This is a genomic window from Candidatus Magnetobacterium casense, assembly GCF_000714715.1.
In the GTDB taxonomy this organism is placed as follows: Bacteria; Nitrospirota; Thermodesulfovibrionia; order Thermodesulfovibrionales; family Magnetobacteriaceae; genus Magnetobacterium; species Magnetobacterium casense.
In genome coordinates this window covers 69,592-94,383 of record NZ_JMFO01000005.1, presented here as the reverse complement: position 1 = coordinate 94,383, position 24,792 = coordinate 69,592, and the positions used below count along the sequence as shown (strand labels likewise).

General features: G+C 48.0%; 19 protein-coding genes. 10 read left to right on the top strand and 9 right to left on the bottom strand.

What is annotated here, in order from left to right; translation table 11 throughout:
* Positions 1–195: 195 nt before the first annotated feature.
* From Mcas_RS16255 to cbiM, 7 genes are all read right to left on the bottom strand, one after another.
* Positions 196–2,217, bottom strand: coding sequence for a PAS domain-containing sensor histidine kinase (locus tag Mcas_RS16255; RefSeq protein WP_052566849.1), 2,022 nt, complete (start codon positions 2,215–2,217; stop codon positions 196–198).
* A 9-nt stretch (positions 2,218–2,226) separates the two neighbouring features.
* A complete protein-coding gene (locus Mcas_RS04310; RefSeq protein WP_040334274.1) occupies positions 2,227–2,853 on the bottom strand; it encodes an MEDS domain-containing protein in 627 nt (208 codons plus the stop codon).
* A gap of 324 nt (positions 2,854–3,177) precedes the next feature.
* On the bottom strand, positions 3,178–4,635 hold the full coding sequence (locus Mcas_RS04305) for an oligosaccharide flippase family protein (protein WP_040334273.1): 1,458 nt from the start codon (positions 4,633–4,635) through the stop codon (positions 3,178–3,180).
* A gap of 47 nt (positions 4,636–4,682) precedes the next feature.
* Complete coding sequence (locus Mcas_RS04300) at positions 4,683–5,525, bottom strand: energy-coupling factor ABC transporter ATP-binding protein (RefSeq protein WP_040334272.1); 843 nt, start codon at positions 5,523–5,525, stop codon at positions 4,683–4,685.
* Position 5,526: 1 nt separating this feature from the next.
* Complete coding sequence (cbiQ, locus tag Mcas_RS04295; protein WP_040334271.1) at positions 5,527–6,459, bottom strand: cobalt ECF transporter T component CbiQ; 933 nt, start codon at positions 6,457–6,459, stop codon at positions 5,527–5,529.
* Complete coding sequence (locus tag Mcas_RS04290; RefSeq protein ID WP_052566848.1) at positions 6,449–6,784, bottom strand: PDGLE domain-containing protein; 336 nt, start codon at positions 6,782–6,784, stop codon at positions 6,449–6,451. The genes cbiQ and Mcas_RS04290 overlap by 11 nt, the downstream gene beginning before the upstream one ends.
* Position 6,785: 1 nt before the next feature.
* Complete coding sequence (gene cbiM, locus Mcas_RS04285; protein ID WP_040334270.1) at positions 6,786–7,472, bottom strand: cobalt transporter CbiM; 687 nt, start codon at positions 7,470–7,472, stop codon at positions 6,786–6,788.
* Positions 7,473–7,871: 399 nt separating this feature from the next.
* Here cbiM and cas10 point away from each other — a divergent pair, with 399 nt between their 5' ends.
* From cas10 to Mcas_RS04235, 10 genes are all read left to right on the top strand, one after another.
* Positions 7,872–10,397, top strand: coding sequence for a type III-A CRISPR-associated protein Cas10/Csm1 (gene cas10 / locus Mcas_RS04280; RefSeq protein WP_040334269.1), 2,526 nt, complete (start codon positions 7,872–7,874; stop codon positions 10,395–10,397).
* Positions 10,398–10,409: 12 nt separating this feature from the next.
* Complete coding sequence (gene csm2, locus Mcas_RS04275; RefSeq protein ID WP_052566847.1) at positions 10,410–10,835, top strand: type III-A CRISPR-associated protein Csm2; 426 nt, start codon at positions 10,410–10,412, stop codon at positions 10,833–10,835.
* A 16-nt stretch (positions 10,836–10,851) separates the two neighbouring features.
* Complete coding sequence (gene csm3 / locus Mcas_RS04270) at positions 10,852–11,574, top strand: type III-A CRISPR-associated RAMP protein Csm3 (protein ID WP_040334268.1); 723 nt, start codon at positions 10,852–10,854, stop codon at positions 11,572–11,574.
* The gene (csm4, locus tag Mcas_RS04265) at positions 11,571–12,623 is read left to right on the top strand and encodes a type III-A CRISPR-associated RAMP protein Csm4 (protein WP_040334267.1); all 1,053 of its coding nucleotides are present in this window, start codon (positions 11,571–11,573) and stop codon (positions 12,621–12,623) included. Before csm3 ends, csm4 begins: the two co-directional genes overlap by 4 nt.
* A 1-nt stretch (position 12,624) precedes the next feature.
* Entirely contained in the window at positions 12,625–13,743 is a 1,119-nt protein-coding gene (csm5, locus tag Mcas_RS04260; RefSeq protein ID WP_040334266.1) for a type III-A CRISPR-associated RAMP protein Csm5, read from the top strand.
* Positions 13,744–13,755: 12 nt separating this feature from the next.
* Positions 13,756–14,997 (top strand): TIGR02710 family CRISPR-associated CARF protein, encoded by a 1,242-nt coding sequence (locus Mcas_RS04255; RefSeq protein WP_200873626.1) that lies wholly within the window; start codon positions 13,756–13,758, stop codon positions 14,995–14,997.
* Positions 14,998–15,180: 183 nt separating this feature from the next.
* Complete coding sequence (gene cas2 / locus Mcas_RS04250; protein ID WP_040334265.1) at positions 15,181–15,459, top strand: CRISPR-associated endonuclease Cas2; 279 nt, start codon at positions 15,181–15,183, stop codon at positions 15,457–15,459.
* Positions 15,456–16,400, top strand: coding sequence for a CRISPR system precrRNA processing endoribonuclease RAMP protein Cas6 (cas6, locus tag Mcas_RS04245; RefSeq protein ID WP_040334264.1), 945 nt, complete (start codon positions 15,456–15,458; stop codon positions 16,398–16,400). The genes cas2 and cas6 overlap by 4 nt, the downstream gene beginning before the upstream one ends.
* Positions 16,401–17,052: 652 nt before the next feature.
* A complete protein-coding gene (locus tag Mcas_RS04240; RefSeq protein ID WP_040334263.1) occupies positions 17,053–19,296 on the top strand; it encodes an STT3 domain-containing protein in 2,244 nt (747 codons plus the stop codon).
* Positions 19,286–21,091, top strand: a complete 1,806-nt coding sequence (locus Mcas_RS04235) for a thioredoxin domain-containing protein (protein ID WP_052566845.1) — start codon at positions 19,286–19,288, stop codon at positions 21,089–21,091. Before Mcas_RS04240 ends, Mcas_RS04235 begins: the two co-directional genes overlap by 11 nt.
* A 70-nt stretch (positions 21,092–21,161) precedes the next feature.
* On the opposite strand, the gene Mcas_RS04230 is transcribed toward Mcas_RS04235, so the two are convergent.
* On the bottom strand, positions 21,162–21,560 hold the full coding sequence (locus Mcas_RS04230; protein WP_040334262.1) for a response regulator: 399 nt from the start codon (positions 21,558–21,560) through the stop codon (positions 21,162–21,164).
* A 36-nt stretch (positions 21,561–21,596) separates the two neighbouring features.
* On the bottom strand, positions 21,597–24,749 hold the full coding sequence (locus Mcas_RS16250) for a response regulator (RefSeq protein ID WP_052566844.1): 3,153 nt from the start codon (positions 24,747–24,749) through the stop codon (positions 21,597–21,599).
* Positions 24,750–24,792: the final 43 nt, after the last annotated feature.

Below are 24,792 nucleotides of genomic sequence, written 5' to 3'. Positions count from 1 at the left end.
TTTTTATTTCACGGTTAAAAAGGCATGGATTCCTGCTTTCGCAGGAATGACAGTCACAGCGGTTTTCCAAGTGTGCCTGCCCCTGGCTCGAACAGGGGTCATTCCTGGCTTGACCAGGAATCCAGGATACGTAACAGCATAGTTACCATGAAATATAAAGAGTATACGATAGCTTAAGCGCTGACTACCTGCACATTACGTTTGAACCTCTATCCTGAACTGGCAACCGTCGCTGGTGTTGGAGACCGTTATAGTGCCTTTCATCTTTTTCTCTACGATGACCTTGGCAGAGTACAATCCAAGCCCGGTACCCCTGGCCTTATCCTTTGTTGTGAAATACGGATCAAATATCTTCCCTATGATATCGTCACTTATGCCGCCGCCATTGTCGGTAATGGTCAATAAGACAATACCGTTTTCAGGATTTTGATGTGCCTCAATTTTAATAAGGCCGTTGGGCACTTTTCTTTCCTCAAAGGCATCCTTTGTGTTGCTTAATATGTTCAGGAGCGCCTGTGAAAACTCGTCCGGATACCCATACAGGGTTATCCGTTTATCCATATCCATATAAATGGTCGTGTTTTTACCCTTAAAATAATCCCTTATGATAGAGACTGCCTTGTTTACCGTATCAGAGAGATTAAAACGGCTCATATCCTTATTGTGTACGTAGAAACTCTTAAAGTTGTCTATGGTAGCTGATAATTCTAGGATTTCTTTCATCATGGCCTTTACGGAATCGTCTATGTACTGTTCATTTAGCTCATTGTAGCTATAGGCATCCTTGATGTCCTGTACCATCAGACCGATTGTACACAGCGGCTGACGCCAGTGGTGGGCGATGTTGACAAGCAGTTCCCCCAGGGCAGTGTGACGGGCCTGGTCATACATGATGAGGTCTTTGAGACGGTTCTTTTCCACCTCCTCGGCAACCCTGTCCTTGAGTGTCCTGTTTAGCTCCTCAAGCTGTTGAGTCGTCTGAAGGAGGCTGTTTTCATAGCGCTTTCTTTCGCTTATGTCACGGGCCACGGCCACCATATAATTGTTTATCTCACTATAGACGTACTTGACGTTTATCTCCACATCAAAGACAGAACCATCCCTGCGTCTGTGCTTGCTTTCAAAGACAAGGGCGGTGGCGCTCCTGAGTTGGATTACGTGTTCCCTCCAGGCCGCCTCCCCTGTTACTGCGGCATCAATGTCAAGGACTCTGAGATTGAGGAGTTCCTCTTTTGTATAATCCAGATTGGTGCACGCCTTCTCATTTGCATCCAACAGGCGAGCCGTCACGGGTTCTATTATGAATATGGCGTCATTTGTCTGATCTACGAGATATCTGAACAGATGCAAATGCTCCTGCGCCCTCACCCTCTCCGTAATGTCGTGGATCACCGAGCAGATGTACATCTTACCCCTTATCATCACCGGCCCTGCGTATATCTCTACATCCCTGATCTTACCACTTGCCAGCTTGTGACGCATGAAGAAGTGTTCAGTCTGGTGAGTCTTTAGTCTCTGTATTATGTTATAAATCTTATCCAGTGGTAGCATATTGATGTTTTGTATCGTCATGGTCCTGAGCGTCTCTCTGTCGTAGCCATAGAAGCGACATGCGGCATCGTTTGCATCCACAATGCTCAGGGTATCTGTCTCTATCAGGAGCATGACTGCCATGCTGTCATAGAACATGCCCCTGTAGCGCTCCTCGCTCTCTCTGAGCTGCTCCGTGCGCTGCAATACCCTCTCTTTCAACGCATCACGTGCCTTCTGGAGTTCGAGGTTGGCCTCCCTGAGGCTTTGCATGGTCTGTCGGTTTTCGATTGTCCTGGACAGGACGTTGCATATGTTTTTCAAAAACGGTTCGTAGTGGGTAAGTTGCCCCTGGTCTGTTACATCGAGTATGAGATAGCCGTGGAGGGCATTTATGGTCCTCAATGGCATCACCTTCATCCCATGTACGCCTTCTATGGCACATTCGTGTTCACCACGGACATCCTCCAGCCACTGTCCGGCCCCCCAGCAACATGGAAGTTCTACGTTTACCCCCAGGAACAGGCAGCCTCTGTGGCATATGTAGATTGCATCAAGTCCAGGCACCTCCAGCAGTGCCCGCTCCAGGAACTCTGCCATACCCTTTACGTCGGGCATGACATCGAGTGCCTCCTGGATTACAAGCAGCCTTCCTACAATGTCTGCCTGGATAAATCCTCCACCCATTAAAGTGAGTTAGTGCCCTTTTTTTGCCATGAACTCATCAGGCTGTACATAGTACGGGTTTCTTAGCACCTGTCCCTGGACGATCATCAACGGGTGGACGCTGAGGACATCAAAGATCGTTACCCCGTTGTACATCTTAGCGTCATACTGGCAGATAAGACCGCTGAAGGGATAGTCCAGGACGAGCTTGTTAAGCATAGCCTCATACTCTATCCAGTGCTCGGAGCCGGGCACGCCCCGTTGGGTCCACCACGTCTCACCGGTGGCGCGCATCGCTGCATAGCCCTCGCTCTGGCTGAGGTTATAAAAATCCTTCCAGATCTGCATCATGCGTCCAATATCGAAGTAGCCGTTGGGACAGTAACCCCGCATGGCCGTATCCATCACAAGCTGGCCGCTGCCTCTTGCCTGGTCAACATCCAGCTCCATAGCCATGAGATAGCCATCTATGTCGTCTGTTGTGGCTACATCAACGAGGTATACCACCTTTTCCCTTGCCAAAAGACCACTCTCCACAAACTTTCTCATTACCTTCCTGCGCTCTGCATTGTCGTTATACACATAGCATATATGTGTGCCAAGGGGGAATGTCTCCTTAGTAAAACCATAGTTGGCCTTATAATCATTTGTTGCCATTTTAACCTCCTTTCAGGTTTTGAGTTGTCTTACCTGTTCAAAAAAAACACCTGCATCTTTATACTTAGTATAACAGAAAGACCAGCGAATTTTGTATTTATTTGGATATGTAAGAAATGTAAGACATAGAATCATCGTAAAAAAACGTATCCTCTTTAAAAAGCATGGTAAAATTAATTTTACGGCTTAAAGACATGGATTTCAGCTTTCGCTGGAATGACAATTACAGGCGTTTTCCAAGTGTGTCATTCCTGGCTTGACCAGGAATCCAGGATGCGTAAAGGTATAGTTACCATGAAATATAAAGAGGATACAAAAAAACTGTCATAGACGGTGAGGGGGAGTTTTGTGTCTTAACTTAAGCGGAAAGATGCCTTTGATGTAGAGCTTGTCATCGTCATCCAGAATGCCGGCCTTTGCTGCCATTAGCAGAAACGACCCCTCCAGAGTCAACAATGCCGCCGGTTGATTGATCCCCCTCACTGTGACACAGACAAACGCTATAACCACGGACAGGCCAAGTACTCTTAAGGTCTGCCGCAGGGGGATTGTAAAGACGTACCGGTTTGTCATATACAGCGAAATGACAAAGTTCGCCGCATAGGCAGACAACGACGCAATGGCTGCCCCCTGGTAGTCATACCTGTGGACAGCCAGGGGCAACGTCAGCACTAATACACCCGTTGAGACGGCGTTGCACAGGACAAATTGCCTCTGCAGCTTCATGGAGATCAGAAATATGTGACACACACCCGTTAACGATATAAACATGAGCGAAGGGGAGAGTGCCATCAGGACAAAGCCGCTTGAGATATAGCGTTGACCATATAGCAACCCTATGATCTCAGCGTGAAAGACGAAAAATATGAGGGTCACATTTATGAACACCAGCATCAGTATCTTAAATAGCCTGATGCCCATTGTCTGTATCTGTGCATGGTCACTGATTGGTATGAGGGCGGAAAGCCTGGGTAACAGGACGGTGATAAAGACCTCGTTGATGATGAGGGTCTGTAGTATAAGTCCGTGTGCGGCCTCAAAGATGGCAACGTCAACCCCTCCGCGCAATTTTTTAAGAACCAGGGTTGGGGTACGCCAGATGAGCTGTGCGCAGAGCGCTCCAACCCCGAGACTGAACGCATCCCTGATAAATCCGCGCATGATCGCAGACTCCACCGTTGCATCAGGGACAACGAAGTGCCTCAGCATGACCCTGACACCGACAAAGAACTGTACCAGGTTGGCACAGCAGAGCGCCACTACAATCCACACCATTGTAGCGTTGAAGTAAATGGCCACTGCCACCATTGCAATGACGAGGGCAGAGTACAGGGTTGTCAGCAAGGTGTCATACTTCATGCGTTCAAAGGAGCGGTAGACCTCCTTTGCCAGGTCAGAGAACGACCGGAACACCTCCGATACAGCCGCTATGACCAGTGCTATGAGTATCCGGTCACGTATATCCATGAAGATGCAGACAGCAACAAGCACGACAACGGAGGCAAGCACAAGGTAACTTCTGAGCTTAAAGGCCGCTCCAACGTACTGCGCAGCCAACGTCCTGTCGGCAGAGACGTCCCGCACCATAGCCTGACCAATGCCGTAGAAGGCGATTGTCATCACACTGGCTGCGAGGTTTATGACAAACAGGAAGTCCCCAAACTCCACCACCGGCAGGTACCTGGCAACACCAAACAGGAGCAAAAGTCCCACGCTGATGCGCAACACCCTTGCTATCAGTATAAAGGCATAATTCCTGAGGAAAAGCCCCGGCGGTCTCATTCAGGCAGCGCCACACTCAACCGTGCGTGTTCAGGAGCATACCGGATTCACACGAGTTTGTCCTGAACTGTTTTGTCATGCTTATGGACGGCATAATGCGAATGCCTGTGCTTATGGTTTACCTGGCCGTGATAGTGGATATGTTCGTGGATGAGGTTTACCTTAAGCAACAACTCTTCATCTTTCAGGATGTCTTGGGCAGTACCAATATTTTCAACCATATGCTGTTCAGACAGAATGGCTACATTCATGTTTAATTCATCGACTATTGACAGGTCATGTGTTGCTATCACCAGCGTCTTTCCCGCTTCACTCAAGGCATACATGAGTTCGACGATAAAACATTGAGTCCTCGGATCAAGGCCGTTTGTCGGTTCATCGAGAAGCAATATCTCAGGATTCATTGTTAAAACGCAACCAATAGCGACCCGTTTTTTCTCACCTCCGGACAACATGTAAGAAGACCTGTCTTTCAGATTCTCTATGTTCAGCATCCGCATTACCTCAAAAGCCCTGTCGAGTGCTTCCTGTTGCGTTATTTCCAACTGAAGGGGGCCATACAGTAAATCGTCCATCACGGTGGGACAGAACAACTGGACGTCGGAGTCCTGAAACAAGTACCCTACACACCCCCTGAAGTATCGCAGGAACCCCTTATCTCTTAAACTCTGCTCAGATACTTCATGCCCTCTGAAAAAACACCTCCCGGCATGTGGATGTATCAGGCCGCTCATGATCTGCAAGAGGGTAGACTTGCCGCTGCCATTTGCCCCGATAATTGCAAATCGTTCTCCCTCTTTTATGGCGAGCGTTACGTCACAAACAGCGTGAATCTTATCGTAATAGTTATAGCTGATTCCCTCAAGGCTTATGATATCTCCGACACTCACATCACATCCACAAAAATACAACAGCAATCACGCAAAAGGCAATTGCCGTAGTCCAATCCCGTGCCTGGAGCCTGCTGACCCCGTAAATCTTTATGTCGTTGGAAAACCCCCTGCTACACATAGCCTTGTAAATGTCTTCACACCGCAGCATGGTCTTTTTAAACACAAATGCAATTCTGCCTGCAATCCATCTTCTGGCATCGGCATTACTGACGTGTCCTGCCAATCTGCTCTTTTTGGCAAGGTGCATATCTTCAACCGTCCTGGCAAAAATGAACATGTATTTATAAGAAAGCGTTATGATCATGAGAAAGCTGTCGGGGACCTTCAGTACCTTCAGAGCCTTAATGATTTCGGGAAATGAGGTCGTGTATAAAACAAAAAACGAGAGCGACAAAGAGTTCATAACCCTTGAGGTGAGCATCATAACTCCATAAATCCCTTCCCTGGTAATGCCGATTTCTTTTGGTATATGGTAGAACCAAAAATCATATGACCTTGCAAGGTGCAGAATATGAAAGACAATTTCTCCCCTGGTGATGAGATTGAAAGCAGATGGCACGGAGATTAGAAAACCAAAGATGAAACCCAAGAAAATTACACGCCTGTAAAGACTAAAAACATTGACTCTGGATAGAATTATCAGAATGAAAATAAATGCTCCGATTAAGGCTTCCGACATTATGTCTTTTTTCAGGTTTATAATAATCACATAGCAGAGAAGAAAAAGGACTTTTATCCGTGCATCGATTCTCTGAAAATAGTTATCGGTTGAAGCGCTTTCCCACTGGATGTATCCTGTTTTGATAACATCCGCCAGATGATGAATGCCCTTTTCGATAAAGGATGTGTTCAGTCCTCGCCCTCCCTTGCCCGGCGTAAATGGGACAGAGGATGGCCTTTCTAAGAGGAATGAGGGTAGCTTACTTTTCACTCTTTGCTATGAACCGTGAAATTATATACATCACAAGACTGATTGCCAGTATGCCTATAAGTCCGGAGGCGGTGTATGATATCACCTGGAGAGCCATAGAGGCATTTTCGCCGCCAAGATTATAGTCGGGGATTGGGGCATCCCATAGAGCGGACAATCGATTCATCCCGTCGGGAACGTATCCAATCAGTTTTTCGAGTGTCTCCGGCCCCCATTCGCCCCAGGCATCCCCTGCATTGAACGCCTTGGGGAGGATGACCCCAAGGGGAGTAAGAATCGCCAGAATAAACAGACCTGTCCAGAGTTTCTTCCGTGATGTCATCATTTTATGCCTCCTTGACTGTTAGCGCATAGACCAAACCGGAGTCATGCCTTATAAGATATTTCAATAACAAAACCGTGACAACACCCTCTACGACGCCGAACAAAAACATATGCTCCAAAACCATTACAGGAAGAGCCACCAACAACGGATAAGGCGCATAAAGAGGTCTTCCGTCAGGCCCACTGGCAATCAGCGGTTGAATCCCGAATTCAACGCCTGTAAGTGCTGCAGCAACGGACAGTCCAACGTAACCGGAAAGAAATGCCGCTACGTGTAGCCTTGTGTCGTCACTTGATTTACCTCTCAAAAGTTTAAACACCCAATAAGATACAAATGGCATTGCCACAGCCATATTGAAACAGTTCGCACCAATTGCGGTGATCCCGCCGTCGCCAAAGACTATCGCCTGAATTATCAATGCAACTGACACTGCTATCACCGCTGTCCATGGCCCCAGAAGTATGGCAATAATGCCGGAACCCACTGCATGACCTGTAGTTCCACCAGGGATAGGCACGTTAAACATCATAATGATAAAAGAAAAGGACGCCGCCATAGCCAGATAGGGAACGTGTTTGGCGGAAAGCCCTTCCTTCAATTTTTTGAGGGCAACAGACCAAAATACAAAAGACGCCCCATAAAGAGGTATGTACGTTTGAGGACTCAGGTAGCCATCAGGTATATGCATTTAAACCTCCATTTTGTTGTTTTCGTATGGAACGCTGATTATGTTTTTTCATATAACTGTCCTTTTCAGGAGAAATAAAAAAAGCCACCAAGGTTTTTTAAAGACTACAATCCCTAATAAAAACCTTCGTGGCTTAATATGACTACAGTCATACTGTGATAGACTACCACATCTGGAGGCATATGTCAAGAAGAAAAAAAAAGGGGCGGCTCCGCTTCTTGGCACTCCAGGGGGTGAGGCACCCCTGCCGTAAAAAGTCGCACCCGCCCCGGGCACGAAGAAACCCCCTTGACTCTATTTTACCATACTTTTTTAAGAGGATACGGAAAATATTTACATTTATGACGTCTTTGTTCTACTATAGACACTAAAACAAACTTTGTTCAACAGGAGGGGCAAGTGGACAATCAAACGGTTTACAAGATAGCTATCGCCAGTTATTTACATGATATCGGTAAGTTCGCTGAAAGGGCGGGGTTTCCCGTAGAACCAGGATACAAAAACGGCAATGCGGGTCTGTATCAACCGTATTACAACAATCATTACACCCATAGCCATGCACTCTATACGGCGGCATTCATTGAATACATCGAGGAGTATCTGCCAACGAGGTTTAATAAGGGCAATTGGGGGACAGGTGATTCTTTTATCAACCTTGCCGCAGGGCACCACAATGCAAAGACCCCTATGCAGTGGATCATAGCGGTTGCCGACAGGGTAAGCAGCGGTATGGACAGGAAAGAGTTTGAGGACTACAGTAACGAGGTGAAAGTCAAGGACTACAAAAAAACACGGATGCTCTCTATCTTTGAGGGGATCGCCCTGGATGGCAAACCAAAAGAGGACGATATAAGCTCTTACACATTCAGATACCCGCTAAAGAGACTTTCGCCTAAAGACATTTTTCCGATAGAGGGTGACGAGTACAGCGCGTTAGACAGCAAATCAGCAACGAAGGAGTATACCGAGCTGTTCGAGGATTTTGTAGCGTCACTTGGCAATATTTCGCACAAAGAAGAACCGCTGTGGTTTGAACACTTTGATAGCCTCTTCATGACCTACGCCTCAAACATCCCCTCTGCTACCGTGGGCAGGACAATACCCGATATCTCACTCTATGACCACTCCAGGACAACCTCTGCCATTGCCTCGGCCATTTATCTGTATCACCAACAGACCGACAGTATGGACATAGAGAGGATCAAGGATTACGAGGATAAAAAGTTCTTGTTTGTAACAGGGGATTTCTACGGCATCCAGGACTTCATCTTTGCCGAGGGTGGCAGCACAATGCAGGCCGCCGCCAAGCTCCTGAGGGGGAGGTCGTTTGCGGTTTCGCTCCTGTCAGAGCTAGCCGCCCACCTGCTATGTACGAACATAGGGCTAACCCCGTCCTCGATTATCTTAAACGCCGCAGGTAAGTTTACCGTCATGGCCCCCAACACGACTGAGACCGTAGAAAGAGTCCATGAGACGGAGACACAAATCAATGAATGGTTTATGGACAACTTTCTCGGAGAGTCATCTATTGGGCTATCATGCTGTGAGGTCTCATGCAACAACCTTATCTCCAAGGGGTTTTCTGAGTTTTGGGATAGGTTTACTATGCAGTCTCAGCGACGCAAGTATAAGAAGATCGACCTTGACAACTACGGCGGCCCTGTCAAGGGCTATCTCAAAAGGTTTAACAATGCTCTGGCCAAGGCGTTGTGTCCCTTCTGCGGTAAGAGGCCGTCAAGCCCAAAGGCTGAAAACGATCCCCTCTTAGGAGATGAGGAAAAGTCTGCCTGCAATATCTGCAGGGACCATATATACTTAGGCACAAAACTTGTCAAAAAAAACCTTATAGCGGTTACCACCAAAGAGGCAAGCCTCGAAAATAGCCTGTTGGAACCCATCTTTGGCGTCTATCAGGTGTCTTTGGATGTAACAGGGCAGCTCAATGAGCTTGTCCGCAAGAGGCAACTCGTCAAAGACTGGGACATATCTATCTCAAAGGATGGAGATATAACCACGGATAAGACGGCCAGGTTCCTCAACGGTTACGTGCCAACTGATGTCAGGCATGTGCCAAAGTCGTTTTCCGATATTGCCAAGGTGGCCCTGAAGGTGGATCCGTTGGAGGATGGGGAAAATACTGGGACTGAGGCCCTGGCAGCGCTCAAGGCCGATGTGGATAACCTCGGAGTTGTGTTTGGTTGTGGGATCAGAAAGGAACGCATGAGTATCTCACGGATGGCGACATTGAGCAGGCAGTTGAACCTGTTTTTTACGGTGTACCTGCCACACCTCCTAAGCACGGATGACAGGTTTAAGGATATCTACACCGTGTTTGCGGGTGGAGACGACCTGTTTGTCATTGGACCGTGGAACCGTATTATTGACTTTGCCGGGTTTATGAGAGATAGGTTCAGGGAGTATGTGTGTGGCAACAGGCATATTACGATATCCGCCGGTATAAGCCTCAGCAAGCCTAACGATCCGGTGTTGTCGCTTGCCAAGAGGTCTGAGGAGGCGCTTGAGAAATCCAAGTCTGTTGAAGCCAAGAATGCTATAACCATATTTGGAGAGACGGTAAAGTGGAAAGGGCTTGAGACATTGAACTCTTGCAGGAACACAATTAATAAGTGGTTAGACAGTGGTTATATCAATAGCGCCATGCTATTTAAGTTAAACGCCTTTATTGAGATGTCAAAGAAGACCAATAGGCTGTTGGAGATGGGGCAGGTTAGCATAGACGATATAGAGTGCCTGAAGTGGAGGGCAATGCTCAGATACACCCTTGTCAGGAACGTGGGAAGGAGACTTAAAGATGATGAACGAGCCGTGGCGCTAAAGGAAGTGGAACAGAGCGCTCAATGGCTTGAGGAGCACGGTGGAGGATTAAAGATACCGCTGTGGCAGATAATCTATAACCGTAGATAAGGAGGAAATGAAATGGACGCAAAGAGCGGAGGTAAAGGTACAAGCAGTACTGAGAAGGTAAACTTCTGGAAGGATAAGGAAAAAGGATTGATTAATCCTGATCTCTTTTCCAATAATGCCGATAATATTGCCAAGAAATTAAGCAATAACGAAGGAAAAAACAAAAGCTCTCAGACACGAAAGTTTTATGATGAGGTCATAATGTTTAACAGGAGGGTAAAGGAAAAGCCATCGGAATTTGAAAAAATCCTGCCTTACCTGAAGATGTTAAACGCAAAGGCGGCATATGCCGAGGGTAGAAAGCTGATATCAAGCGATTTTAAGGATTTCATCAAAGGACAGATAGATCAGATTAATGACGAAAGAGACCTTGACGTCTTTGCAAGCTTCTTTGAGGCCATTATGGGATATTATAAACACTATAATCCAAAGGACTAAGACACGGAGGTAAGACATGGAATTAAGACTCAAAGAAATCAAGAAACTTGAGGGCAAGATAACACTTAAGAGTGGTCTTCACATAGGCTCTGGCAATACGGAGATGCACATCGGCGGCACGGACAGCCCCGTGATCAAGCACCCCCATACCCGTCAACCCTATATACCCGGGTCCTCGCTAAAGGGAAAGGTGCGAGCCCTTCTTGAGATGGAAAGTGGCCTTATGGTTTACACAGGCGGAGACGTTGTATCGGGCAAGACGCTGGACATGGTAAAAAACGACAAGGATTTAAAGGCCAAGTGTACCGGCTTGCTCAAGGTCTTTGGGGTGAGCGCTGATGCTGCCTCTGAGGAAATTGGACCGACGAGGGCGTCGTTTGCCGACTGCTATCTCGATAGCGAGTGGCTTAAAAAGGCGCAGGACAACCGGTGGCCTCTTACGGAGGAAAAATCGGAAAACGTCATAAACAGGATCAAGGGTACAGCCGAAAATCCGAGATTTATCGAGCGGGTGCCGGAGGGGACAGTTTTTAACTTCCTGATTACCTTCAAGGTATTGGCTGAGGACGATGAGGTGCTATTTGAATCAGTACTTAAGGGACTCAAGCTGCTTGAGATGGATGCCCTTGGTGGAAGTGGAAGCAGGGGGTATGGAAGGATAAAGATATCGTTTAACGACGAGGGGATAAACAGCATGTTTGAGGGGCTGAAGCCCTTTAAGCAGGGAGGCGGCAGTTGAAGACATATGAGATTACCATAAAGCCACTTAGCGGATTTGCAACCCCTCTCAAGGGAGACACCATCTTTGGGCACTTCTGCTGGCAGCTAGCCTACGATAAACAGGAGCTGCCCGGTGAGCAGTTATACACCCTGATTGCCCGTTATCCGGAGGCTCCCTTTGTGGTATTTTCATCCGCTTTTCCAAAGCTCTATGTGAACCGAAGTTACACATATGCCCTACCCTCGCCGAACCTGCCACCTGATTGCATGTTTGACCTCCCGCAGGACACAGTGCAACGCATAAAAAAGCGCAAGGAGGTTAAGTCAAAGAAGTGGATGCTTGTACCGGAAGGCAAGAAATTCCCGTCGTTTAAGGACTTGAAATTCTGCAATGACAAGGAGCTGTTTGATGAATTTAAGGCAGCGCTGAGTGATACAGAAAGGCAGCAGATACACAAGAGGGGCGATGGCAGTTGTATCGCTGATTTTCTTCAACCTCACAACACTATCAACAGGTATACCGGCACAACCGGAGAGGGTCGCTTTGCACCATTTTCAGTGGAGCATGGGGTGTATTATCCTAACACTGAACTGGCGCTGTTTGTAGGCATGGACGAGGATGTTGTTACAATTGAGCAGGTCGTTATGGCCATAGAGAGGATCGGGGATATGGGCTTTGGCCGTGATGCCTCAAGCGGCCTGGGCAGGTTTTGTCTGGGGGAGTGTATGGAGATAGACCTCGCCGGCTTGGGCAGCGATAATCCAAATGCCTGTTACACCCTTGCCCCATGTGTCCCTGAGAGGGGTGTCTACGGTGATATGTTTTTTACGCCGTTTACGAGGTTTGGCAAGCATGGCGATGTGCTGGCCAGGTCAGGCAATCCCTTTAAGTGCCCGGTTGTCATGGCCGATGAAGGGGCCGTCTTTATGCCAAAGAATAAAGATATACCTAAGAAACCGTATATAGGGGTTGGTGTCACTGATATATCGCTTGCGCAGGATAAGACCGTGGCACAGGGGTATTCGCTCTACATACCGGTTAACATACCGGTTAGCGTGGAGGCTTAAGATGGAAAAACCTATACATGCCCGGCTCCACGTAATGTCTCCGGTGCACATAGGCTGCGATGACATATATGAGCCAACGTCGTTTGTGATACTCCGCAATAAAAGTAATGAACTGAACCTGGCAGCCTTTGATCCAATGGTTTTTGTCGATTCCTTGTCGAAACCGGACAGGGAGGAGTTCTTAGGCATATGTGACAAGGGCAGTGTTGCATCTATTGTCGAAATGATGAATTTTGTTGCCGGCAAGTTTAAGCCCGACAAGCAGAAGATCATTGTCAGGGTTTCGTGTAACAACGCCCTGCTGGAGCATTTCAAAAAGGTTAAGGTTAAGGATACAAAAAATGCGGAAAAGGAACTCAATCAATTTCAAATTGCCAGAACCGCATACAATCCACATAACAATCTGCCGTATATACCAGGCTCCTCGATAAAGGGGGCAATGCGCACGGCCTATCTGAATAAGCTGGCAAAGGAAAGCAAGCGATTGAAGTGTGATGATAAAGACGCAAAGAAAGTCCTGGAAAAACAGCTCCTTGGCGGACAATTTGACACTGACCCCTTGCGACTGCTCAAGGTATCAGATTTTATACCGGAAGGGGAGGCAAAATGCAAGATATTCTACGCCGTTAACCGAAAGAAGGACGAAGGTCAGGCCGCTAAGGGGCCATATCAGATATTAGAGACGATAGGGGTTAATACGGTCTTTAGCGGTACCATAAACATTGATCAACCGTTAAAGTCAGGTGTTATAACCAATCCTGTTCAATCTGGTATCTTGTTAAAGGCCGTCAATGACTTCTACAACAGTATATACGATGAGGATAACAAGGTCATAGCAAGAATCAAGGCAAGTCCCTCCGTGATGCCTTCGCAGTTCAAGGACAAATGGGGGAAGTCTGCCTTTTTGATCAGGATAGGCAGGCACTCCGGGGCAGAGGCCGTAACCATTGAGGGATATAGGCGTATAAAGATTATGCATAAAAGAGGTGAACCGTCTACTTATGAGCCTCATGCCACTACCCTGTGGTTTGCATCCGAGGAGCCCGAGCCAGAGGCCAACAGCAGTCTCAAGCCCTTTGGATGGGCAGTGTTGGAGATTGTGAACAATGATCAACAATAGGGAGGAATAATCGTGGAAGAAAAGAAGTACAAGGCAATGATCATATCAGTTGGTGGAACACCGGAACCTATTGTAAAGTCCATTTCACACTATAGACCTGAATTTGTCTCGTTCTTTGCATCCCAGGACACGTGCGACAAGATCGCTGATATTAGAAAAAGCATTAAAGACACTGATGGGTTGGATATAAAAAGCGAAGTAACCCTGGCAGACAATGCGGATGATTTACGGCACTGTTTTGTCCTGGCAAAGCAATCAGTTAAAAGGGTAATGGATAAGAACTACGGGAAGGAGGATGTGATCGTTGATTACACTGGTGGGACAAAAAACATGTCTGTAGCCCTTGCCCTTGCCTCAATTACGGATGGCTTTTGTTACTCATACGTTGGTGGAACGCAGAGGACTAAGGACGGTGTTGGCATTGTACAGGACGGACACGAAACGATCCGCGATTGTGTAAATCCGTGGGATTTATTGGCAGTAGAGGAGAAGAAAAAGATTTCGCTACTTTTCAATCAATATCAGTTTAAGGCCGCAAAGGACTTGTTAGACGGTCTGGTGCAGAAGGGGGTAGAAGGCAGTTATCACTTTAAATTGCTGGCGAGCCTTGTAGATGGTTACTACAAATGGGATTTGTTCAAACACCGGCCGGCCAAAGACTCGTTCACAAAAGGAAGGGTAGACTTATTACAAGAATTCCATGATAATGGCATCAGGGCCTTTGCTGAGGCCACAAAGAAGAACCTGGAGATTGTCAACGTGTTATCAGAGGCAAAAGGGCGTTGCTCTCGTGCCCATGTCCTTGACATGTATGCAAATGCACTCAGAAGGTTTGAGGAGGGAAAGATTGATGATGCCATACTCAGGCTATACAGACTTGTGGAGATGATTGCACAGGAGAGGCTCCTGGACAAGTACAACATAAACACCTCTGATGTAGAAAAGAAGCAGTTACCAGAAAAAATCAAGGACGACTTTGTCCAAAAATATGGGGATCGTGGTAAGATCAAGCTGCCACAAGATGCCTCCCTGCAATTGCTTCTTGAACTTAACGATGAATTAGGGCAGGCTTACTCGTTGAGTAAGGATAACTTCAGGGACTTACAAGAGGAAAGAAATAGCTCTTACCTTGCCCATGGTTTTAATAGTTCAAAGGAACAAACATATGACAAGCTAAAGAAGTTTATCCTTGACCTAAAGAGTTTTAACGAGTCAGACGCCCCCGTTTTTCCAAAGCTTAAGTTTGACGATTAAGGATACCTGTGGTCTATGACAAGGACATTGTATCTCATAGCCTATGATATTACGGAAGATAACCGTTTGCATGACGTGCGTTATCTCCTTAAGGGGTACAGCACAGATTGCAGACAGATAAGCAAGAGAGCATAAACATGTATAACAATAGTTCATCTTTAGTTTAATGAGGGAGTTGGGGGCATGAAATCAAACTATCTATTGTGCTATGATATAAGGGATGCTCGCAGGCTTGCAAAGGTATACAGGTATATAAGAGGCAGAGGGCTTCATTTGCAGTATTCTGTATTTTTTTGCAGGTTTACATGGAACGAATTGACACTGGTAAAGGAGGAGCTTGGTCGTATTATAGACCCTGCTGAGGACGATATAAGGATATACCCGTTACCGTCTGACTCAAGACCCATAGTCATGGGTTGTGGGGACAGGATACCTGAGGGTGTGGAAATCTTTTTGGAATGACGATTCAATACCGTAGATATAGTTTAACAATAGAGGCATTAGATACCCTGTCGTTGCCACCGTATAAGGGTTCTACAATGCGCGGGGGGTTTGGCAATGCACTCAAGCGTATTGTATGTGCCCTTAAAAGACAGCAATGTACAGGGTGTGTCCTAAAGGCAAGTTGTATCTATTCTTACATATTTGAGACCTCTCCCATGGAAGATACAAATGTTATGAATATGAACAAGTACGAACAAATCCCTCATCCATTTATAATAGAGCCACCCGATGAATCCGGGAGGGTATTTAATCAATCTCAACGACTAACTTTTAACCTGATATTGATAGGCAACGCAGGGCAATACCTGCCATACTTCATCTTGGCATTTATTGAGCTTGGCAAAATTGGTCTTGGCATGGGCAGAGGCAAGTACAGATTAATCAATGTAAGTGATGATAAAAGGACAGTTTACAATATTGATGATGGTCAGATAATTCCTGGCCTGCCGGAGGAATTACATATCTCTGAGACCTTCGAGTTCGATAAGTCCTCTCATAGGGAGCTTAAATTGAGACTTATAACTCCTGTCAGGATTCTATTTAACAGAGATATGGTGGTCAAGCTGGAGTTTAACATATTGCTAAGGGCCTTAATGCGCAGGATATATCTCCTTCATTACTTTCACTGTAAAGAGTCGGAATTATTGTGGAATCACAAGAATATAATAGACAATGCGGCATATGTTTCAATTCTGGAAGATAAGTTAGAGTGGTGGGATTGGCAGCGGTACTCAAGCAGACAGAAAACGCATATGAAGATGGGTGGCCTCACAGGCACTATAATATACAGAGGGGACATAGAGCCTTTCTACTCAATAGTTAAGGCAGGTGAGGTACTGCATGTAGGAAAGGGTACAAGTTTTGGCCTTGGAAAATACACTATTGCAAACCAACTATAAAAAATGTTATCTTAGCTTTATTCTTTGAAAATGATGATAGTCTACAGAACAAACTTAACAGTAACTTATAGAGAAGGGATAAAATTGTGCAACCCTGTCTCTAAGTCATTGCTATTGTTAAATAAATTCATGGAGAGTAAAAGAATTAAGACCTCATTTAGAAGGGATTACGACCTCATAATCACAACCTAAACAATGCTTATTTCTAAAAGAATTAAGACCTCATTTAGAAGGGATTACGACTCTGTGAGATCGTGTGCTATCATGTTAAGAAAAAGAATTAAGACCTCATTTAGAAGGGATTACGACGCTGAACTTGACGGACGTTTGCTCATTCTGTGAAGAATTAAGACCTCATTTAGAAGGGATTACGACTTATACCTACTGTGACAATGTTGTCTGAACCAAGATTGACTACTTTGCTTCCTACGGTCGCAGGCGTGGTTCAGACATCTTTAATTGCATAAATTGGAATATGACATTGTCAAATTAAAGAAGCATGGTAAAATGGGGTCAAGCGAAGAAGCAGAGCCACCCTCCTTACTTTCTTTATACTTCCGGTCAAATGTGATTGCCCTGCCTTGGGGCGCTACCCGTTAGACTTTGACGAGACAGAAGTGATACAATAACCTGACAGTGAAAGAATCTCTTTATGGATATTGAAATAGGCTTATCAAAGACGTTCTTCAAGAGGATTAACGTTGGGCTTATTGTGGCGATTGTCCTGTGCATGACCGCAGTTACGGCGGTGAGGGTGCATCAGTACGCACAGTGGAAAAAGGCACCCGCCAACTACTTTGTCAACGACAACACGCCCATTATGACCACCCTCGACGCCTTCTACTGGCTCAGGCTGGCCAGGGATTACAAGACCGGCGCTTACTCCCCGGACCCTGCCGATCGCCTCAGAAATTACCCCGATGGCATACCAAATCCCGCACGTCTGCCCCTGCTGTGCATCATGATTGCCAAACTCTCCGTGTTCTTCGACGACAACCTCTATGTAACCGGCGTGTATCTGATCATGCTCCTGGCGGGATTGTTTCTGATACCGTTGCTGGTCTACTTCTTCAGGTGTGGATACCCGGCGGCAGGCATTGTTGGCTCTGTGATCGGGTCATTGAGCGGCGTGTACTTTGCCAGAAGCTCCGTGGGTTGGGTGGACACGGACGCACTGAACCTGTTCTTCCCGTTTCTGACGTCGCTGTTCATACTCCTTGCCTCTGAGGCCGCACACAAGAGATACACTTATATCCATTGCGCACTTGCCGGGTTGACGATGTTTGTGTTTTCACACTGGTATACGTCGTGGCACTTTTTTGTTGCCTACCTGCTAACGCTCGTCCTGTCCCTGGCTGTCAACAGGACGCCCGCAAAGGACATCCTGATTGGCACGATAGTCTTCCTGTTGCTTTCGGTGTCGGGGGTCTTTGGGGACAGGTTGCCTGTTGCGTATCTGATAGCTGTGTTTGTGGTTGCCGGGGGTATGGTCTTTGCCTTCTCCACCGATATGGTCAAGGGCAGGTGGATACAGTGGGCGCTTGTTGTTATCATCGTTGCGGCGTTGCTATATCAGTTCAGCAGGGTAGACAGGGCTGCCATGTCGGGTATAATCTCTAACGCAAAGATATTTGTGTCAAACTACATCCTGCGAAACCTCTCCAGCGATCAGCCTTCCCTGGAGCAACCCACCAGATTCAGCGTGGGCGTGGCATCCGTGGCAATACGGGAGGTCATACGGGAGCCGCTCAAGGACATCCTATCCTACATCCTGGGCAATCAGTGGTTGAGTGCTGCGGGTATTGTGTTGTTCATCCTCTTTGCCATCCTGCACGTGAAAAAGGCAATACCGTTGACGCCAATCGCCTTTGTTGGACTGATGTCGCTGTTGGGTTCCAACAGGTTTGTGATGTACCTTGCCCCGCTGGTGGGGATTGGATATGGGTATGCCTTGACGGCCGGTGCGGGCTTTGTCCTTGGAAAGTTGCACGTCAGGCGACCACGTCTTAAGGAGCTGCTGCCATATGCCCTGGTCGTTGTGTTTTGCCTGGTCGTCCTGGGGCAGACCGGCTATGATTACGTCCCCGCGCCATCGGTAACTCCACAGACGTATACAGACCTGTTGTATTTGAAAAGCCGTCTGCCGTTGAACTCGGCTGTCCTGTCGTGGTGGGACAACGGCTATGCCATAGAGGACATTGGCGGATTTGCCACCTTTATAGACGGCGGTGCACAGAGAGGCAACAAGACCTATCTGATCGCTCATGGGCTTACGTCCAAAAGTCAGGTCGAGCTGTACAACGTCATAGGCCTGTTAAACGGTCATGGTTCCTCTGTGACCCCTGAGGCCATCCTGGATGGTCGCACCGTTAATTCCGTCCTGGACAACGTTAGAAACGACAGGTTGTATCTGTTGTTTACGCGGGATATGATCCTCAAGTTTTCGTGGATATACTCTATCCGCGGGGTTGATCCGGTGCGTCATTCTGCCAGGAGTGAGCTTGTCCTTGTGTACTTGCAGTGCAACACGTTTGTAAACAGCGTCTATGGTTGCAACAAGTATCAGGTGGACATGGTCAGGGGGATTGTCAACAACGCCTATCCCATAAAAAAGGCCGTCTACGTCCGTGATGGTGCGGTCATCAAGCAGGTTGATTATCCCCGCAGTGACGGCCTGTATCTTGAGTTGTTCGTGCGAGGGCGGGATGTCTTTGCGCTCTATCTGCTCAACGAAGAGGTCTATGCCTCAAATTTCAATCAGATGTACGTCCTGGGCAACTACGACAGAGGGTTATACGAAGAGGTATACAACGACTTCCCCGTCATGAGGCTCTTCAGGGTAAGAGAAGACGGGAAGGAGAAAGAGAGAACGGAGGCCCCTAACAATGAGCCATAATCGATTAAAGAGTGAAAAGAGTCCGTACTTGTTGCAACACGCAGACAATCCTGTTGATTGGTACCCGTGGGGCGCTGAGGCATTTACGGCGGCACAGACGCAGGACAAACCCGTGTTTGTCTCCATCGGCTACTCAACGTGCCATTGGTGTCACGTCATGGCGCATGAGAGCTTTGAAGACAACAACGTTGCGGCCATCCTCAACGACGCCTTCATCTGCGTCAAGGTTGACAGGGAGGAGCGTCCGGACGTTGACAGCGTATACATCAACGCCTGCCAGATCATGACCGGCACGGCAGGATGGCCGCTGACTGTTATAATGACCCCCGACAAGAAACCCTTCTTTACCGGAACATACATCCCCCGGAGTACTCGTAATGGCTACCTGGGGTTGATTGAGATTGCCGCCAGGATCAGTGACCTCTGGCAGACCAGGAAAGCAGACCTGCACGCCATGGCCAACAAGGCCATAGACGCCATGAAGGCATCACTGACCACCAACAACATCAACCCCGATTACGCACCCGATACATCGCTATCCGATAAGACATACCAACAACTATCGGGTAATTATGACCCTGAAAATGGCGGATTTGGCACAGCCCCCAAATTCCCCGCCGCCCACAACCTCATGTTTCTGATGCGGTACTTCAGGCGCACCAACGACTCAAATGCCCTGGAGATGGTTGAAACGACCCTGAGCAAACTGAGACAGGGTGGCATATTTGATCAGCTCGGATTTGGCTTTCATCGCTACAGCACGGATGCGCAGTGGCTGGTGCCTCACTTTGAGAAGATGCTGTATGACCAGGCAATGCTGACCATTGCCTATGCCGAGGCCTTTCAGCTCACCGGCAAACGGGTGTACGAAACCACCCTCAGAGAGGTGCTGACATACGTGTTGAGGGATATGCGGGATGCACGAGGTGGGTTTTACTGCTCCGAGGATGCCGATAGCAATGGTGTTGAGGGGCTGTTCTATCTCTGGCGCTACGACGAAATCACGGAGGCCCTGGGTGAGACCGGCACGGCTGAACTTGCCATTGACGCCTTTAATGTGCGCAGAGAGGGCAACTTCCACAACGAACTGACCAAGACCACTGATGGCCGAAACATCCTCCATCTCAGAGATACACGGCCAGAGTCAGGCGTCAACACTGTCTTTGATGCGGTGGTGACGGAGCTGCTCAAAAAGAGGCGTCAGCGCATTGCCCCATTTAAGGATACAAAGATACTGACCGACTGGAATGGTCTTATGATTGGCGCCTTGGCAGTGGCTGCAAGGGTCGTGAATGAGCCGCTATATCTGGAGGCAGCCAAAACCGCCGCCGACTTTGTACTCACTGCCATGTCGGCACCGGATGGCCGTCTGAGGCATTGCTACAAGGACGGTAACAGTTCCATAGATGCAACGCTCGATGACTATGCCTTCCTGGTGTACGGACTGACGGAGTTATACGAAAGCAGCCTCAATGCCGATTATCTGCATGAGGCAGGCAGGCTTAACAAGGTCATGATAGAGGATTTTCATGATACATCCGGCGGTGGATTCTATATGACCCCATCAGGCAGCACGGAGCTACCCGTGCGTCCCAAGGACGTCTACGACGGGGCATACCCATCCGGCAACTCCATTGCCCTTGTCAATCTCGTGAGGTTGAGCCGCTTAACGGCAGACAACGAGCCGAGGTCAAAGGCACACCGGTTGATCAGCGCATTTGCTGCCAAGGTGCAACAGGCCCCCCTTGCCTATACGATGTTCCTCAACGGCGTTGACCTTTTTCTGGAGTTGTAAGCTCCTCTGTCACCTTCCCCCTCTCACGGTGATATGTGTTTGATTACCTGACAGGGGGACATCATCCGTCTTAATCTATCAGCTTATTTTCCTTCAGTCGGGCGAGGAGCTTTTTGGTATCAATGGGTTTTGTGAGGTAGTCCGTACATCCGCCGCGATAGTAGGCTTCTATGACGTTTTTGGGGGAGTCAAGGGCGGTTGTCATAAACACCTTTGCCTCTTTCTGGGGTGTGACGCCCAGCTCCCTTTCCTTGGCACGAATGGCCTTTAACACCTTTATGCCATCCATCTCCGGCATCATGATATCCAGACAAATAAGATTGTATGGCTGCCCCTCGTCTATGGCAAGCATAAAGGCCTCCAACGCCTCATTGCCATTGACCGTTACGTCACAGTCCCCATATGGAGACAGGAAGTGCTGCAACAGCGTGCGTGATGTGAAATCATCCTCTGCTATCAATATTCTCATTGCTTCCTCCTGTTTTTTATATATATAATAGTGTTGTTAGCCGGTTTTTTCAATGGCCTCTATGAGCCTGTTCATCTCCCTCTGGAGTGACTCAAAGCGTAGCATTGCCTTTGAGAGGTTTAATTTTCTGGCGGCTATTTCCATGCGCATGGCCTCGTTCTTTGTCAGTATGCCACCAACGTTGGCAGCCATTCCCTTGATGCTGTGCGCCTGTCTCTCTACGACTGTGGCATTGTTGTCATCGAGGGCCTGTTTGAGTATCTCCATCTGGCGTGGGGCATCAAGCATAAAGACCTCAAATATCTTTTGCATAAGTTCCTCGTCGCCATTTAGCCTGTTAAAGACATCCTCGCGATCAAAGACCTTGTCACGGTCTGCTGTTTCATCCGATGACGGGGGATGCGCAATGGTATCGGGCTGTCTCTGTGGTGGTGTAATCCCCGACGGACCTGCCGATGGTGCATGTTGTTCAATCGTCTCTATGAGCGAGGCAATGGAGATGGGCTTTGAGATATAGCCGTTCATACCGGCATCGAGACAGCGCTCCTTGTCGCCCTTCATGGCATGAGCCGTCATGGCAATTATCGGTATCTGCGGGTCAAAGTGTTTGCCCTCTGCCTGCCTGATAGCCCTGGTGGCCTCAAAGCCGTCCATTTCGGGCATCTGGATATCCATAAACAGGATATCGTAGTGTCTTTTGCTCAGGGCCTCGATGGCCTCCTTGCCGGTGGTTACGGAGACGACCTCGTGTCCCAGGTTTTCTATTACCTTGGTGGCCAGTTCCCTGTTTATGTAGTTGTCCTCTGCGAGTAAGACGGAGAGTTTTTTGTGGATTTTTTTGTGTGTAATGTGTGTCTGCATCAGGGAGGTTTCGCTGAGGAAACCACCCGTGGCAAGGTATATGGAGTCTATCAGCGTGGAGCGTTTGACGGGTTTGTGTACCACCCCCCAGATGGTTGAACCCTTGTAGCGATAGGTTAAGCGTGTTTCACTTGCACGCACCAACATTATAATCTCCGTTTCGCCAAAGACGGTGTCGTTTTTGATCTGGTTTGCCAGCTCAAAGGCGTTACCGACAGACAGGTTCGAGTCTATCAGGGTAACGGCAAAAGGCTTGCCGTTAAAACATGCGTTGCTGAGTTGCTCTATGGCCGCCTGTGGGGAATCGGCCTGCGTCACTATCATGTTGTAGTCATAGAGCATATCCGTGATGATACGACGGCTGAGTTTGTGTGAGTCCACCACAAGTACGCGTTTTCCCGCCAAGGCTGACCAATGTTTGGAGGCATCCCTGTCAATGACCTTATCGGTACCCTTGACCTCAACGGTGAAGCGAAAGGTAGTGCCCTTGTCCTTTTCGCTTTCTACAGAGATGCTGCCATTCATCAGTTGCACCAACTGCCTGGATATGGTTAGTCCCAGGCCGGTGCCGCCATATTTTCTGGTTACGGAGCCATCGACCTGCGTGAAGCTGTCAAAAATGGTATCGATCTTATCTGCGGGGATGCCAATACCCGTATCACGGACAGCAAAGTCCAAGATAACCTTTCCCGGTTCTCCATCTGTCTGTCCCCTGCGCAGGTACAGGACTACCGCACCACGCTCTGTAAACTTTATACCATTGCCCACCAGATTTACAATTATCTGTCGTATGCGCGTCGGGTCGCCCCGCACCGTGGTGGCAACGTCCGGGGCAATGTGACACAGGAGTTCCAGGTCCTTTTTCTCGGCCTGCGGCGTGACCGACTCTATGGCAGACTCGAGGACCTCCCTGACATTGAAGTCGATATCTTCCAGTTCGAGTTTTCCGGCCTCTATTTTTGAAAAGTCCAGGATGCTGTTTAAGAGCGTCATCAGGGAATTGGCCGAGTCTCTGACCATCTCAAGGTACTTTTTCTGGTCTGCGGTCAGGTGGGTATCGAGTGTGAGTTCGGTCATGCCAATGATGCCGTTCATGGGGGTTCGCAGTTCGTGACTGATGTTGGCGAGGAATTCGCTCTTGGCCTTGTTGGCGGCAATGGCCTTTTCCTTGGCCTTGTTCAGTTCGTTTTCGGCCTTTTTTCTGACGGTCATATCAAAGGACACCAGCAGGAAAGACGTCAGATTGCCTTCATAATCAAAGACAGGGTCTCCGTTTGTTATAACGTTGATGAAACTGCCATCGGCCATTTTTAATCGGTATTCGCAGTTGCGCAGGTGGGCAATCCTTGCTCTGTTCAAGGGGCACTTTGCCATGAAGTTCTCTACATCATCGGAGTGGATGAGGGATGCGTAGTTGACCCCTGTTATGCTGTCGATACGATACCCCATGCTTCTGGCAAAGGACTTGTTGACGAAGAGTAAAACGCCATCAGGGTCTATTTCCACGACAAATTCGTGCATGTTTTCAACGAGGTTTCTGTAGCGGTGTTCGGAGCTCCACAGGGCATCCTCGCCCCTGCGTTGTTCCGATATGTCGCGCGATATGCCCATGAAGCCAACTATATCGCCATTGATATTGCGCATCACTGAGGCCGAAATAAATGCCGGGAAGATATCGTTGTCCTTGCGGCGGTTGTGGACAACTCCCATAAAGACCCCTGTCTCTGACAGTAACTTATGTGTGCTGAACAACTCCGTATCATCACAGTAGAGCATATTTATGTCTTTGCCGATGACCTCGTCTGCCTTATACCCGAAGGTGGCCTCCGCTGCCCTGTTGAACTCCACGATCCTGTGGTTTGTGTCAACGGCTATGATCATATCCAGGGAGCTGTTGATGATTTCTTTCTGGTACAGTTGTGCATTGAGCAGTTGTGCCTGCTGCACCCTGGCCTCTGAAATTGCCTGGTTAGAGCGCACGGCGTGGTTTATCAGTGTCGGCAGAACATTCAGATAATAACGCTGAGGGTCTCTGGCAAGACATTCAAAGTCTGCCTTGAGTGCCATGCTTGCCGTTTCAGCGTCGTCCGTTATCAGTATCACGGGGGTATCGCCCAGGTAATCACGCAGCGCAAGCGCATCGGAACCCCTCAGATTGTTGTCAAGTATCACTACGTCATGCCTGTCTCTGGCCAGTTTGACCCTCGCATCAGCGACAGACCCTGCCGCCGTATAGCTACAGGTGAGTCCTTTACCCTTGCAAGACTGCATGATGGCCAGTTGTTCTTGTGCATCATCGAGGATGAGCAGTATTTTTATTTTCGGCATACTTCCCTTTTGTCGTTTTATCATTACGTTTATATTTTACAGT

Excerpts from the sequence above, each read along its gene's own strand:
- Mcas_RS16255 (WP_052566849.1), bottom strand. The coding sequence starts at position 2,217 with ATGGGTGGAGGATTTATCCAGGCAGACATTGTAGGAAGGCTGCTTGTA.
- Mcas_RS04310 (WP_040334274.1), bottom strand. The coding sequence starts at position 2,853 with ATGGCAACAAATGATTATAAGGCCAACTATGGTTTTACTAAGGAGACA.
- Mcas_RS04305 (WP_040334273.1), bottom strand. The coding sequence starts at position 4,635 with ATGAGACCGCCGGGGCTTTTCCTCAGGAATTATGCCTTTATACTGATA.
- Mcas_RS04290 (WP_052566848.1), bottom strand. The coding sequence starts at position 6,784 with ATGATGACATCACGGAAGAAACTCTGGACAGGTCTGTTTATTCTGGCG.
- cbiM (WP_040334270.1), bottom strand. The coding sequence starts at position 7,472 with ATGCATATACCTGATGGCTACCTGAGTCCTCAAACGTACATACCTCTT.
- csm2 (WP_052566847.1), top strand. The coding sequence starts at position 10,410 with ATGGACGCAAAGAGCGGAGGTAAAGGTACAAGCAGTACTGAGAAGGTA.
- csm3 (WP_040334268.1), top strand. The coding sequence starts at position 10,852 with ATGGAATTAAGACTCAAAGAAATCAAGAAACTTGAGGGCAAGATAACA.
- csm5 (WP_040334266.1), top strand. The coding sequence starts at position 12,625 with ATGGAAAAACCTATACATGCCCGGCTCCACGTAATGTCTCCGGTGCAC.
- cas2 (WP_040334265.1), top strand. The coding sequence starts at position 15,181 with ATGAAATCAAACTATCTATTGTGCTATGATATAAGGGATGCTCGCAGG.
- cas6 (WP_040334264.1), top strand. The coding sequence starts at position 15,456 with ATGACGATTCAATACCGTAGATATAGTTTAACAATAGAGGCATTAGAT.
- Mcas_RS04240 (WP_040334263.1), top strand. The coding sequence starts at position 17,053 with ATGGATATTGAAATAGGCTTATCAAAGACGTTCTTCAAGAGGATTAAC.
- Mcas_RS04235 (WP_052566845.1), top strand. The coding sequence starts at position 19,286 with ATGAGCCATAATCGATTAAAGAGTGAAAAGAGTCCGTACTTGTTGCAA.
- Mcas_RS04230 (WP_040334262.1), bottom strand. The coding sequence starts at position 21,560 with ATGAGAATATTGATAGCAGAGGATGATTTCACATCACGCACGCTGTTG.
- Mcas_RS16250 (WP_052566844.1), bottom strand. The coding sequence starts at position 24,749 with ATGCCGAAAATAAAAATACTGCTCATCCTCGATGATGCACAAGAACAA.